The sequence below is a fragment of the Embleya sp. L77 genome, from assembly GCF_055557415.1.
In genome coordinates this window covers 2,269,370-2,282,283 of the sequence record NZ_CM145710.1, presented here as the reverse complement: position 1 = coordinate 2,282,283, position 12,914 = coordinate 2,269,370, and the positions used below count along the sequence as shown (strand labels likewise).

Sequence of the window (12,914 nt, the reverse complement as noted above, 5' to 3'; positions counted from 1 at the left end):
ACCCGCAACCGAGTACGCCACCTACCGTGCAAGTACCCATGCCGTGAAGCGATCCAAGTCACACGTTTGGCCCACCCGGTGTGACCCGGTTCGGTGCGGTGTGGGTCATTCGTTGCCGGCGGTCCCCGGCCCGGTGATTCGGGCCAGGAGCGGCAGGGTGCAGGCGATCACGCCGAGCGCGCCGATCAGGCCGGCGGCGACGGTGAGGTAGTAGCCGATCCCGGGGGCCACCAGGGTGTAGTGCAGTTGGGACTCCACCGAGGTCGGCGAGCAGCGCGTCGATCAGGTTGCCGGCTCGTTTGATCTCCAGCAGCTCGCGCATCCGCCGCATGTGTGAGGCGCGTTGTGCGGCGAGGTAGCCCTGTGCGTCGCGGTCCAGCATCAGGGCCGGCACGACCTTGGCGAACAGCACGGTCTGCAGGTGCGGTTCGGCCTCGACGGGTTCGCCGAGCCAGGTCTCGGACTCGGTCGCCCCCTGCTCGGTGATCACGTAGCGCTTGCGATCCGGCCCGGAGAGCGGCCTCCGACTCGTTCACCACGACTTTGCCGTCCCGGGACAGCCGCCCCAGTGTGGCGTAGACCTGCCCGAAGGACAGCGGCTTGCCCCGCCCGAAGAACAGCCGTATCCGATTCGGCGCGAACTCCGCCGCCTCCGACCACCGTTGCCCGATATGAATTGACCCCGATTTTGCGCGGGATATCTTTTGGAATTAACCCGGATCCGATATGATGGCGAAAAGCCATTCGGTTTCTCGCTAATATCGTCCGGACGAACGCCTTTCGATCGCGGACCGTGCCGACCGCACGCGAACCGCCGGCGTTCCCCTCCCGACGAGATCTGCGAGGAATGAATCCCGTGTGCCATGAATTCGACGCCGTCCCGCCCGCCCACGGACGTACGGCAACCGAGCCGGCGGCGGCCGGCCCCCTGACGCTGACCTCGGCCGACGGCACCGAGTTCGGCGCCTTCCTGGCCGTTCCGGAACGGCCGTCGGGGGTCGGGGTCGTGGTGCTTCCCGACAACCGGGGCCTGTCCGGTTTCTATGCGGCGGTGTGCGGCCGACTCGCCGAACAGGGCCATACCGCACTCGCCCCGGACTATTTCGGCCGCACGGCGGGCACCGAATACGGCGACCGCACCGCGGATTTCGCCGCAATCGAGAATCTCATGCCGCACCTGGCCCGACTGACCCCGGCCGGCCTCGACGCGGACATCATCGCGGCAGCGGATCGACTTCGTACCGAGGGCGCGCGGGCCATCGTCACGCTCGGATTCTGCTTCGGCGGACGCCAGGCGTTCCGTACCGCTGCGCCGCGATTCGGCACCGCCGGAGCGATCGGCTTCTACGGATTCCCCGGCACCCTCGAAGGCGCACCGGGACCGACCCGGCTCGCCGCCGAACTCACCGCTCCCGTACTCGGGTTGTGGGGTGGTGCGGACCCGTACATCCCGGCCGAGGCCGTCGCCGAGTTCGACGCGGCGCTGACCGACGCCGACTGCCCGCACGAGTTCGTCACGTACCCGGACGCACCGCACGGCTTCTTCGAACTCGGCGCCGACGAGTCGCGGTTCGCGGCGGCCTGCGCCGATGCCTGGCATCGGGTGCTGAACTTCCTGGCCCCACACGCGAATCGACCCGCCGCCTGAGCCCGCGGGACGTAACCCCGCGGGACGCATCGGTGCGCGGCACGTATCGGCGCGCGGGCCGAACTTCCCGGTTCCACACGCGGATCGGTCCGCGGTCCGAGTCCGCGGCACGTCCCGGGGTGCCCGGCGGGCCGGCGAATATCAAACTGTTGACGTTTTGGTCCAGACCAATTACCTTCCAATAGGCGTTTTGGTCCAGACCAATTCGCCAAGCGACTGCTTCCTGGTCGCGGTCGATGTCCCCATTCGCCGACCGTGATCACCCCGGTGAGGCGCGCGCGTGCACGGTTCCGTACCGCCCTGTTCCACGCACACAGGGAGAGAGCCATGTCCCCTCACAAGCGCAGATTCCGCAGCAGATTCCACCACGGATTCCGAAGCCGGGCCCTCGCCCTGCTCGCCGTCCTCGTCCTGCCCCTGGCCGTACTCACCGGCCTGAACGCCGGCGCCGCACAGGCCGCCGGGAAGCTCACCGCGACGTTCTCCATCCAGGACAACGGCTCGTGGTGGAAGGGCACTTACGTCGTCCACAACGGCGGCACCGCCGCGGTGACCGGCTGGCAACTGGAGTTCGACCTGCCGGCCGGCGTCACCGTGACCGGCAACTACTACGGCGACGCCACGGTGACCGGCAGCCATGTCTCGGTCAAGAACGCCTACTACAACGGGACCGTCCCGGCGGGCGGCAGCACCGACCCGTTCAGCTACTGGTTCGTCGGCAACGGCCCGGCCGGGCCGCCCACGCACTGCACCGTCAACGGCGACAAGTGCGACGGTTCGCCCGACGTACCGCCCTCCGCGCCCGGCGCCCCGCACGCCACCACCGTGACCGCCCATTCGATCGCGCTCGGCTGGACCGCCGCGACCGGCGGCGACTACCCGGTGGCCGGCTACGAGGTGGTCTCGGGCGGCGCCACGGTCGCGACCGTACCGACCGCCTCGGCCACCCTCACCGGCCTCACCCCGGCCACCGCGTACACCTACGCGGTCCGGGCCAAGGACACCCGTGGCAACCTCGGCCCGCTCGGCTCACCCGCCACGGTGACCACCGTGGACCCGGCGAGCGATCCGACCCCGCCGACCGCGCCGGGCGCCCTGCGCAGCACCGGCAAGACCTCCTCCACCGTCGCGTTGGCCTGGACCGCCTCGAACGACAACGTCGGCGTGGCCGCGTACGACGTCTATCGCAACGGCACCCTGGCCAAGACCGTCCCCGCGAGCACCACCGCGGCCACGATCGAGGCCCTGTCCCCCGTCACCAAGTACACCTTCACCGTGAAGGCCCGGGACGCGGCGGACAACGCCTCGCCCGCCTCCACCGCGCTCGACGTCACCACCGACGACATCGCCGGCACCGGCAAGAACCTGCGGGTCGGCTACTTCGTGCAGTGGGGCATCTACGGCCGGCAGTACTTCGTCAAGAACCTGGACACCTCCGGCTCGGCGGCCAAGCTCGACGTGATCAACTACGCGTTCGAGAACATCGATCCGGTGAACCTGACCTGCATGGCCGGCGTCACCAAGGGCACCACCGCCAACCCGCAGGACCCCGACCAGGGCACCGGTGCGGGCGACGCGGACGCCGACTACGCCCGGCCCATGTCCGCCGCGCAGTCGGTGAACGGGGTGGCCGACGACGGCTGGGCCAAGCTCCGCGGCAACTTCAACCAGCTCAAGCAACTCAAGGCGAAGTACCCGCACTTGAAGGTGGTCGTCTCGCTCGGCGGCTGGACCTACTCCAAGTTCTTCTCGGACGCGGCGGCCACCGAGGCGTCCCGGCAGAAGCTGGTCAAGTCCTGCATCGACATCTGGATCAAGGGCGACCTGCCCGCCTACAACGGCGCGGGCGGACCGGGCACCGGCGCCGGCATCTTCGACGGCATCGACGTGGACTGGGAGTGGCCCGGCTCGCCCGACGGCCACGCCGGCAACCACTACAACGTCGACGACAAGCAGAACCTGACCCTGCTGCTCGCCGAGTTCCGCAAGCAGCTCGACGCAACTCCCGGGCCACGCAAGCTGCTCACCGCGTTCACCCCGGCCGACCCGGTCAAGGTGAACCAGGGCTGGGACACCTCGAAGATCTTCGACTACCTGGACGTGGCCAACGTCCAAGGCTACGACTTCCACGGCGCGGGCAGCGACAACTCGTGGGAGCCCAACCGCACCGGTGACCAGGCCAACCTGTACACCGACGCCCAGGACCCGTATCCGACCCACTTCAGCATCGACGACGCGGTGAAGATCTACACCGACGCAGGCGTCAATCCGCGCAAGCTCACCATCGGCTTCCCGTTCTACGGCCGAGGTTGGCAGGCCGTCGCCGACGGCGGCGCACACGGCGAATGGCAGGCCGCGGGTGGGGCGGCGCCCGGCCAGTTCCCCGAGGAGGCGGGAACCAGGGGCTATTCGAACCTGCTCGCCAATGTGCCCAACCTGACCGTCTACCACGACGAACAATCCGTATCCACCTACGGCTACACCGGGGCCGGCGGCCAGTGGTGGACCTTCGACGACGCCTGGTCGATCGCCCGCAAGACGGCCTACCTCAAATCCAAGAACCTACTCGGCGCAATGATCTGGGAGATGTCCGGCGACACCGCGAACGGAGCCCTGATCACCGCACTCGACAACGGACTCAAATAACCCGACGGTCTCCGCCCACCGCAGGAAGGAGACCAGCCCGCCGTACCCCGTACTCCCCGTACCGCCGCCCGGTGCACACCGGACGGCGGTACGGCCGTCTCGACCTCGCCGGGAGGGGCGCGGCCGGTCAGGCGTCCGGCACGCGGCCCATCCCACCGATCATGGTCAGGCCCGCGTACGTCGAGTCGTCCGCCACCGGCGCGTCCGGGCGCCAGTGCGGCAGGAAGACCACGCCCGGCTCCACCGGTTCGGTGCCCTCGAAGAAGCTCTCGATCGTTTCCCGGCTGCGAAACCGCCCGCTGCCCAGGGTGGACAGGAACAACCGCTCCAACTCGCGTCCCTCGGGCGTGGCATCGCTGAAGTGCGTGATGAACACGAAGCTCCCGGGGGCCAACGCCTCGCGGTAGGCCCGGACCACCCCCGCCGGGTCGTCCTCGTCCGCAAGGTGGTGCAGCACGGCGACCAGGAGCAGGCCCACGGGCCGCTTCAGGTCCAGGAGTTCGACCACTTCCGGCCGGGACAGCACGTCCCGGGCGTCCCGCACGTCGGCGGTCACCACGCGGGTACGGTCGTTCTCGGCGAGCAGCGCACGCCCGTGCGCGAGCACGATCGGGTCGTTGTCGACGTAGACGACCCGCGCCTCGGGATTGCGTTCCTGGGCCACCTCGTGGGTGTTGCGTACGGTCGGCAGCCCCGAACCCAGGTCGAGAAACTGATCGATGCCGCACTCGGCCATGTACCGCACACCGCGTTCCAGGACCGCCCGGTTCAGACCGGCGCCGACCCGGGCGTTGGGCATCGCCGCCATCGCCTTGTCGGCGATCGCCCGATCCACCGCGAAGTGGTCCTTGCCACCCAGGATCGCGTCGTAGACCCGCGCGACACTGGGCACCCCCACGTCGATCCGGGGGCCCTCCGACCAGTCGTCGCCCTCGGCGTTCGACGGCACCTGCCACTCGTCCGACACGCTTCCCCCCGACCGGATCCGACGCTACGTCACCCCCGCGGGACGGCCCGCGCACAGGAGAGTATCCGCCGCACCCGCCGACATCCGCCCCACACCGACTCCGTACCGCGACTGTTACAACCCCGGCCGCACCCGGGCCCCCGTCGCCCCCATATCCGTTGCCACACAACGCAGTTCCACCCACCACTCACACCTCGCCAACAGCCGACAGCCAACCCACACGGCCCCCACGAACGCGGCCCACGCGGCCGAAGCAAGGAGGCCGCGAGCCCATGGGGCGGCGGACGTGGGCGGGAGCACCGAACACATGTGAGAGCAGCGGACGGACCCGAGAGCAGTGCACGCACCCGAGTGCAGCAAACGCAAACGAGAGCAGTGCACGCACTTGGGAGCAACAGGCACACCCAAGAGCAGCGAACCCAGACGTGAGCAACCGACCAAGGCGTGAGCACCGGACACAGACGAGAGCAATGCACGCACCCGAGCGCAGCGAAGGCAAACGAGAGCAGCGAAAGCAATTGGCACCTCCCCACGAAATGATCTCCGAGGGGAAGCTCCGAACGGTGGGACAAGCTCAGATGCAGACCACGATCTTCCCCCGCGTGTGTCCGCGCTCGGCGTATGCGTGCGCTTCCGCGATCCGTTCGAGCGGGTAGGTCCGCTCGATGCGTGGTGTGTAGCGGCCTTGGCGGCCGAGTTCAGCCGCTTCGGCGAGGAGCGTGGAGTCGTTCTCCGCGTTGGCCAGATGTACACCCAGGCGATGCGCGTTGGTGTAGTCGGCGATCGTCACCACGCGAGCAGGGTCGCCCACGATCGCGATGAGATCGGCCAGGGAGCCGGAGGCCGCAGTGTCGAGCGCGATGTCGACGCCGTCCGGAGCCAGGGTGGCGAGGCGCTCCGCGAGGCCGGGGCCGTAGGTGGTGGGAACGGCTCCGAGAGAGGTGAGGAACTCGTGGTTGCGCTCGCCGGCCGTCCCGATCACGGTGGCACCCCGAGCCACCGCGATCTCGACCGCGGCACTGCCCACGCCTCCGGAGGCGCCCTCGATGAGAAGGGTGCGCCCCCGCAGGGGACCGAGCACGTTCAGCCCGCCCATCGCGGTCACGGATGCCAGACCGGCGCCGGCAGCCTCCTCGTCGGTCCACGTGGCGGGTGCGTGGGCCCAGGCCGAGAGCACGGCCAGTTCCGCCGTCGCGCCGGTGACGCCGCCGAGCCCGAAGACGCGGTCGCCGATGCTCACCTCGTGCACGCCCTCACCGATCTCGTCGACCACGCCGACGGCCTCACGCCCAGGGATCGCGGGCAGGTCCACGGGGAACACCTCGTGCACCGCACCGGAACGCACCTTCCAGTCGACGGGATTGACGCCGGCCGCCGCGACACGGACGCGGATCTCGCCGGGCCCGGGGTGCGGGTCCGGCACCTGCTCGACCACAAGAGTCTCCACACTGCCGTACTCGTGATAACGAACTGCGCGCATGACGTCCTGCCCTTCCACGCGGCCTGAACCGGCCGTTCGTGAGACGTGAGATCGGTGGGGTGAATGTCCGGCGGGCGCCGACGCCCCCCTACGCTAAGAGCTGACATTGGTGTCAGGTGCAAGTCGGGCGGGCCGTCCGAACCGAGGAGAACGGGTGCGCATCGGTGAGGCCGCCGCCAAGGCGGGCGTGAGCGTCCGGGCGCTGCGCCACTACGAGGATCGGGATCATCTGGGCCAGGCGTGCCGCAGTCCCGGCGGCCGGCGGCCTTACCCGGACGCCGCCGTCCGCCGAGGCCGCCTTATCCCACAGCTGTATAGGCGCATGCTGCGGGCCTCCCAAGCAGAGTGGTCCGCGACGTGCCGCCGCGCGTGGACTCGGGTGAGGCGCAGCCGGCACTCCTGGACCGATGGTGGCCGAGCGTGTCCGCATCGCGGCAGCGAATCACCGGCCTGCTCGCTGTGCACGACCAGCTCGACGAAGTGATCGCCATCGTGCGGGACCCTGATTCCGACTGCTCCCACCTGCAGTGAGGACTACGGCCGCATCGACCTCAGGCGCGTCGCCGGCAGACGAGTGCGCCTCCCGAGGGTGAGGAAGGCTTCGTGGGTGTCGTCGCGTATGTCCCAGCGGATGCGCAGGCGGCGGAACCGAACCGGTGCAGGTGGGCGAAGGCGCGCTCTACGACCCGGGGCTGGGTACCGGGCCGGAGCGGTGCTCGGTGCCACGGCGGGTGATCAGTGGTTCGACTCCGAGAGTCCCAGACCGGGCGGCGGCGGTACTTGTCGTGGTCGTGGCTGCGGTCGCCCAGCACCACGTCGCGGCGGCGCCGTGGCCACCCGCGCTTGCCCCGCACCGGCGGCACGGCACAGCTGGCGCACTCACGAGCAGCGCACGCAGGTCAGAACGAGGACGCAAATGCGAGCGGCGGACACACCCGAGAGCACCGCACGCAGGTCAGATCAGCGAACACAGACGCGAGCGCCGCACACACCAGAGAGCACCGCACACAACCCAGAGCAGCGCAACGCACCCCAGAGCAGCGAACACAGACGAGAGCACCGCCCTCACCCCAGAGCGGCGCACCCGCCCGAGAGCAGTGGACACGGACGCGAGCACCGCACACACCCGAGAGCACCGCTCACATCCCAGAGCGGCGGGGCTGCGGGGGTGTGCCTGCTCGCGGCGCCGTCGCTTCGGGTCAGGCGAAGCCTGCGACCGGGCGGGGGGTGTAGGGGCGTTCGAGTTGGTCGATCTCGGCTTCGGTCAGGGTCAGTGACAGTGCCGCCACCGCGTCCTCGATGTGGGTCGGCTTGCCGGCACCGATGATCGGCGCGGTCACGCCGGGGCGCGTCGCGAGCCAGGCGAGGGCCACCTGGGCGCGCGATACGCCACGTTCCTTGGCGATCGCGGCGACCGCCTCGACGATCGGCCGGTCCGCCTCGCCGTACAGGGTCTTGCCGAACTCGTCGGTCTCGCTGCGTGCGCTGTCCGCGCCCCAGTCGCGGGTGAGCCGGCCCCGGGCCAGCGGGCTCCACGGGATCACGCCCACCCCCTGGTCGGCGCACAGCGGCAACATCTCCCGCTCCTCCTCGCGGTAGAGCAGGTTGAGGTGGTTCTGCATCGAGACGAATTTCGTCCAGCCGTGTCGCTCGGCGGTGTACTGGGCCTTCGCGAACTGCCATGCGTACATCGACGAAGCCCCGATGTAGCGGGCCTTGCCCGCCTTGACCACGTCGTGCAGTGCTTCGAGTGTCTCCTCGATCGGGGTCGCGACGTCCCAGCGGTGGATCTGGTACAGGTCCACGTAGTCGGTGCCGAGCCGGCGCAGGGAGTTGTCGATCTCGGTCAGCACGGCCTTGCGGGACAGGCCGGCCGCGTTGGGTCCGGGCCGCATCCGGCCGTTGAGCTTGGTGGCGATCACAATCTCGTCGCGTCGGGCGAATTCGCCCAGGGCGCGGCCGACGATCTCCTCGCTGGTGCCGTCCGAGTAGACGTTCGCCGTGTCGAAGAAGTTGATCCCGGCCTCGACGGCCTGCCGGATCAGCGGCCGGGCCGCCTCCTCGGGCAGCGTCCAGGGGTGCGTGCCGCGCTCCGGCACGCCGTAGCTCATGCAGCCGAGACTGATTCGCGAGACGTCCAACCCCGTGTTGCCGAGCTTTACGTACTTCATCCCGTGCCGTCCCTTTCCCACACCCTTGCAACGCCTCGTACCTTCGTACCGCCCGCCGGGTACCGGCAATTCGCCGTACACCGGCCGCGCGGACCGCGCGAACCGCGCGGACCGTTCGACGGCGCGACCGCCCGGCCGCACAAGCCGCCCAGCCGCCCACCCAATGGCGCCCGCCGCGCCCACAGCGACGCGACGATCACGAAGATATCCCGCGCGGCGACCGCCCCCGTGAGCGGTCGCCGCGTACGGGCGCGTCCGCGCATCTCGCGCAGGGGCCGGCCCGAGGGTGCGTCCGGTCAGCCCGGCAGGCCGTCGCGGCGGTTGCGGGCGAGCACGGACAACAATTCGTAGCCCACGTGCGCGGCGGCGATGCCGGTCAGTTCGGCGTGGTCGTAGGCGGGCGCGACCTCGACGATGTCCGCGCCGACGACGTCCAGGCCGACCAGTCCGCGTAGCGTGTTGAGCAGTTCGCGGCTGGTCAGGCCGCCCGCCTCCGGGGTGCCGGTGCCGGGTGCGTGGGCCGGGTCGAGCACGTCGATGTCGACCGAGACGTACACCGGTCCGGTGCCCAGTCGGCGGCGCATGCGTTCCACGACGGAGGCCACGGTGGCGTCCTGGTAGTCGTCGCTGTGCACGACCTGGAAGCCCAACACGCCGTCCTCGCGCAGGTCGTCGGGGCCGTACAGGGGTCCGCGGATGCCCACGTGCAGGCAGCGGGTCGGGTCGAGCAGACCCTCCTCCGACGCCCGGCGGAACGGCGTGCCGTGGGTGTACGGCTCGCCGAAGTAGGTGTCCCACGTGTCCAGGTGCGCATCGAAGTGCACCACGGCGACCGGGCCGTGCTCGGCGGCCACCGCGCGCAGCAGCGGCAACGCGATGGTGTGGTCGCCGCCGATGGTCAACAGCCGGGTACCGCGCGTCGAGAACGCGCGCGCGGCCTGCTCCAGGTCGGCGATCGCGGCGCCGATGTCGAACGGGTTGACCGCGATGTCGCCCGCGTCGGCGACCTGCTGCTCGGCGAACGGCGAGACGTCCAGGGCCGGGTTGTAGGGCCGCAGCAGCTTGGAGGAGGCGCGTACGTGCGCGGGGCCGAATCGGGCGCCGGGTCGGTAGCTGACGCCGCTGTCGAACGGAACTCCGACCACCGCGACGTCCACGTGCTCGACCTCGTCGGCGCGCGGCAGGCGCGCGAAGGTCGCGGGTCCCGCGAAGCGCGGTACGCGCGTGGCGTCGATGGGGCCCTGAGGAGCGCCGGTCATCGCTCGGTCCTTTCGGTGGTGCGGTCGTTCGAGACTGTGGTGGTGCGGTCTTCCGATGCAGCGACGGCACGGTCGTTCGGGGCAGCAGTGGCAAGGTCATTCGAACCCGCAGCATCGTTCGAACCCGCAGCGTCATTCGAACCCGCAGCATTGTTCGAACCCGCGGCGTCGTTCGAACCCTCGCCCGCACGCGCGCCCGCGGCCACGGCGCCGTCCGAGACGACGCCGGCGCGGCCATCCGAGGCCACGCCGGCAGCCGGATCGCCCGAAGCCACGCCCGTGCGATCGCCCGGCGCCGCCCCACGGTCGGCCGTGGGAGTCAGGATCGACCCGTACAGCTCGGGTCTGCGGTCGGCGAACACGTCGTTGTGTGCGCCGATTCGCTTGTCCCGGGCGTCGGTGAGCCGGCAGCGGGCGAGCAGCAGGTGTTCGGCGTCCTCGGCGGGCGGGCCGGCGAGCGGGAAGCCGTCCGGGTCGACGATGATCGAGCCGCCGACCCACGAGGTGCCGCGTTCGGGGCCGGCCCGGTCGCACGCGGCGATGAAGACCCGGTTCACCGCGGCGTCGGCCTGCACCCGGATGTCCTCCGCGGGCCGCTCGCCGGCGGGCCTGGGAGCGTACGGCCAGTTCACCGGCGCGCACAGCAGGTCCGCGTCGCGCAGCGTCGCGGCGCGCACCCATTCGGGGAACTCCACGTCGTAGCAGACCAACACCGCGATCCGACCCGCGGCCGTCTCCACCACGGGTGGCAACTCGTGGCCCGGGACGAACAGTTCCGCCTCGCGGCCCCACAGATGCACCTTGCGGTAGCAGGCGCGTACCCCGCTCGGATCGACCAGCACCGCCGAGTTGCGGATCGCCCCGTCGGCGTCCCGCTCGGCGAAGCCGCCGACCACGATCAGGTCGTGTCGCCGGGCCGCCTCGACCCAGCCGGTCACGGTCGGCCCGTCCACCGACTCGGCGAGCGCCGCCGCCTCGGCTGCATCGCGCAAGACGTAGCCGCTGTTGACCAGTTCGGGCAGCACCAGCACGTCCGCACCGGCCGCCGCGGCGCGTTCGATCGCGGCCAGCGCGGCCCGGCGATTACCCACCACGTCGCCCACGGACAGCGCGAGTTGTGCGCAGGCGACCAGGGTCTCCGTCACGTCACACCCCCAACGGCGCGTCCGCGCCTTCGAGTTCGGCCTCGCTCGCGCGTTCCGCGGCCCGTTCGGCGGTCAGGTCCAGGTCACGGCACAGCCACGCGTACAGCGCGCCGCCGACCAACAGGCCGACCACGAAGGACAGGTCCGCGCCGTCGAGCGCGTCGGCCACCGGGCCGGTGAAGAAGCTCGTCTTGAAGAACGGGATCATCGCCGCGAAGCCGACCGTGTAGGCGGTCAGACCGCGCCAGGACCAACGGCCGTAGATGCCGCGCGGGTCGAAGATCGCGGTCACCGCGTAGTGGCCGCGACGAACCAGGTAGAAGTCGACCAAATTGACCGCGGTCCACGGAATGAGGAAGTACAGCATCATGAGCACGAAGTCGTTGAAGCTGCCCAGGTAGTCGTCCGGGAGCACGATCGCGACCACGAAGACGATCGCCTCGATCGCCACGATCCCGGCCACCCGCACCCGCACCGTCGGCCGCACCGGACGGAAGGCGTCGATCGCGCTGGTCGTGGTGAGCATCGCGCCGTACGCGTTCACCGCCATGATGCTGATCAGCGCGAGCGAGGAGACCAGCACGGCGAACGTGCCGAAGCCGGGCACGATGTCGTTGCCCACTTGACGAACCGCGCCGATCGCGTCCGGGTCCGGCAGCGCCGACGCGAGCAGTGCGCCCAGCGACATGAGCCAGGCGGCGGAGCCGGCGGCGCCCGCGTACGTCCACCAGATCACCTTGCGGGCGGGTACGTCGGCGGGCAGGTAGCGGGAGTAGTCGGAGACGTAGACGGCGTAGCTGATCTGGTAGCCGGCCGCGCCGGAGAAGACCACCAGGAACGCGGTCCAGGACATGCCGCCGCCCGCGGGCGTGGCCACGTCGAGGTTGACCATCGCGCCGACACTGAGCACGCCGAAGACGGCGATCAGCGCGTACGTCAGCCAGCGCTGGACCAGGTGCAGCAGGTCGTGGCCGACCACCGCGAGCACGATGGCGATCGAGATCAGCACCGCGTACCACAGCGTCGAGCCGCCGGGCAGTACGGTCTGGAGGCCCTGGGTGGCCAGCACCACGTTGAAGACGTTGAAGCCGACGTAGACGAACACGACCGCGACGAACGGGACGATCGCACCGCGGATGCCGAACTGGGCGCGGGATTGGATCATCTGCGGCAGGCCCATCCGCGGGCCCTGGTTGGCATGGAAGGCCATGAAGAACGTGCCGAAGCAGGCGCCGAGCACCACGGCCAGCACCGACCAGCCCAGGCCCAGGCCGAGGGCGGGCCCGATGAAGCCGGTGACCATCGTGGTGAGCACGAAGTTGCCGGTGAACCAGAAGGGCCCCTGGTGCCACACCTTGCCGTGCCGCTCCCGAGCCGGGACGTAGTCGATCGACCGGGTCTCGATGGCCACGCCGCCCGCGCGCCCGGCGGCGTCGGGTCGCCCGGCGTCAGGTCGCCCGGCGGCATCGGGTCGCAGGCCGGCGGTGACCGGGCCGGGCGGCGGGGCGCCGACGGTGGAGCGGGCGGCGGAGCCGCCCGTGGCGGGGGCCGCGCGCGGTGGCCTGATGGCGTCCATGGGCTCTCCTGCGGTCCGGTGT

General features: G+C 70.4%; 10 protein-coding genes and 1 pseudogene. 4 read left to right on the top strand and 7 right to left on the bottom strand.

Translation table 11 applies throughout. The annotated features are described in order from the left end of the window. Positions 1–105 precede the first annotated feature (105 nt). Complete coding sequence (locus tag ACZOOI_RS39735; protein WP_465281675.1) at positions 106–258, bottom strand: hypothetical protein; 153 nt, start codon at positions 256–258, stop codon at positions 106–108. 598 nt (positions 259–856) lie between these two features. Between ACZOOI_RS39735 and ACZOOI_RS39730 the strand changes: the two genes are divergently transcribed. Continuing rightward, the gene (locus tag ACZOOI_RS39730; protein ID WP_465281674.1) at positions 857–1,648 is read left to right on the top strand and encodes a dienelactone hydrolase family protein; all 792 of its coding nucleotides are present in this window, start codon (positions 857–859) and stop codon (positions 1,646–1,648) included. 327 nt (positions 1,649–1,975) lie between these two features. Further along, a complete protein-coding gene (locus ACZOOI_RS39725) occupies positions 1,976–4,294 on the top strand; it encodes a glycosyl hydrolase family 18 protein (protein WP_465281673.1) in 2,319 nt (772 codons plus the stop codon). A 127-nt stretch (positions 4,295–4,421) separates the two neighbouring features. On the opposite strand, the gene ACZOOI_RS39720 is transcribed toward ACZOOI_RS39725, so the two are convergent. After that, positions 4,422–5,261, bottom strand: a complete 840-nt coding sequence (locus tag ACZOOI_RS39720; RefSeq protein WP_465281672.1) for an SAM-dependent methyltransferase — start codon at positions 5,259–5,261, stop codon at positions 4,422–4,424. A 574-nt stretch (positions 5,262–5,835) separates the two neighbouring features. Further along, positions 5,836–6,741, bottom strand: a complete 906-nt coding sequence (locus ACZOOI_RS39715; RefSeq protein WP_465281671.1) for an NADP-dependent oxidoreductase — start codon at positions 6,739–6,741, stop codon at positions 5,836–5,838. 109 nt (positions 6,742–6,850) lie between these two features. Between ACZOOI_RS39715 and ACZOOI_RS39710 the strand changes: the two are divergent. Next, positions 6,851–6,994: pseudogene (locus tag ACZOOI_RS39710) on the top strand (MerR family DNA-binding transcriptional regulator); the annotation flags it as partial. Between the two features lie 104 nt (positions 6,995–7,098). Then, positions 7,099–7,272 carry a hypothetical protein gene (locus ACZOOI_RS39705; RefSeq protein ID WP_465284210.1) on the top strand — a complete coding sequence of 58 codons (174 nt, stop codon included), beginning with the start codon at positions 7,099–7,101 and terminating at the stop codon, positions 7,270–7,272. Between the two features lie 668 nt (positions 7,273–7,940). Here ACZOOI_RS39705 and ACZOOI_RS39700 read toward each other — a convergent pair. The 4 genes from ACZOOI_RS39700 to ACZOOI_RS39685 form a co-directional block, all read right to left on the bottom strand. Next, positions 7,941–8,912 carry an aldo/keto reductase gene (locus ACZOOI_RS39700; protein WP_465281670.1) on the bottom strand — a complete coding sequence of 324 codons (972 nt, stop codon included), beginning with the start codon at positions 8,910–8,912 and terminating at the stop codon, positions 7,941–7,943. 296 nt (positions 8,913–9,208) lie between these two features. Beyond that, positions 9,209–10,171, bottom strand: coding sequence for an agmatinase (gene speB, locus ACZOOI_RS39695; protein ID WP_465281669.1), 963 nt, complete (start codon positions 10,169–10,171; stop codon positions 9,209–9,211). Beyond that, positions 10,168–11,316, bottom strand: a complete 1,149-nt coding sequence (locus tag ACZOOI_RS39690) for a nitrilase-related carbon-nitrogen hydrolase (RefSeq protein WP_465281668.1) — start codon at positions 11,314–11,316, stop codon at positions 10,168–10,170. Before ACZOOI_RS39690 ends, speB begins: the two co-directional genes overlap by 4 nt. A 1-nt stretch (position 11,317) precedes the next feature. After that, positions 11,318–12,892, bottom strand: a complete 1,575-nt coding sequence (locus tag ACZOOI_RS39685; RefSeq protein ID WP_465281667.1) for a purine-cytosine permease family protein — start codon at positions 12,890–12,892, stop codon at positions 11,318–11,320. Positions 12,893–12,914: the final 22 nt, after the last annotated feature.

Bases quoted from the DNA above. Each gene is read 5' to 3' on its own strand.
- ACZOOI_RS39725 (WP_465281673.1), top strand. From the start codon at position 1,976: ATGTCCCCTCACAAGCGCAGATTCCGCAGCAGATTCCACCACGGATTC.
- ACZOOI_RS39715 (WP_465281671.1), bottom strand. From the start codon at position 6,741: ATGCGCGCAGTTCGTTATCACGAGTACGGCAGTGTGGAGACTCTTGTG.
- ACZOOI_RS39700 (WP_465281670.1), bottom strand. From the start codon at position 8,912: ATGAAGTACGTAAAGCTCGGCAACACGGGGTTGGACGTCTCGCGAATC.
- speB (WP_465281669.1), bottom strand. From the start codon at position 10,171: ATGACCGGCGCTCCTCAGGGCCCCATCGACGCCACGCGCGTACCGCGC.
- ACZOOI_RS39685 (WP_465281667.1), bottom strand. From the start codon at position 12,892: ATGGACGCCATCAGGCCACCGCGCGCGGCCCCCGCCACGGGCGGCTCC.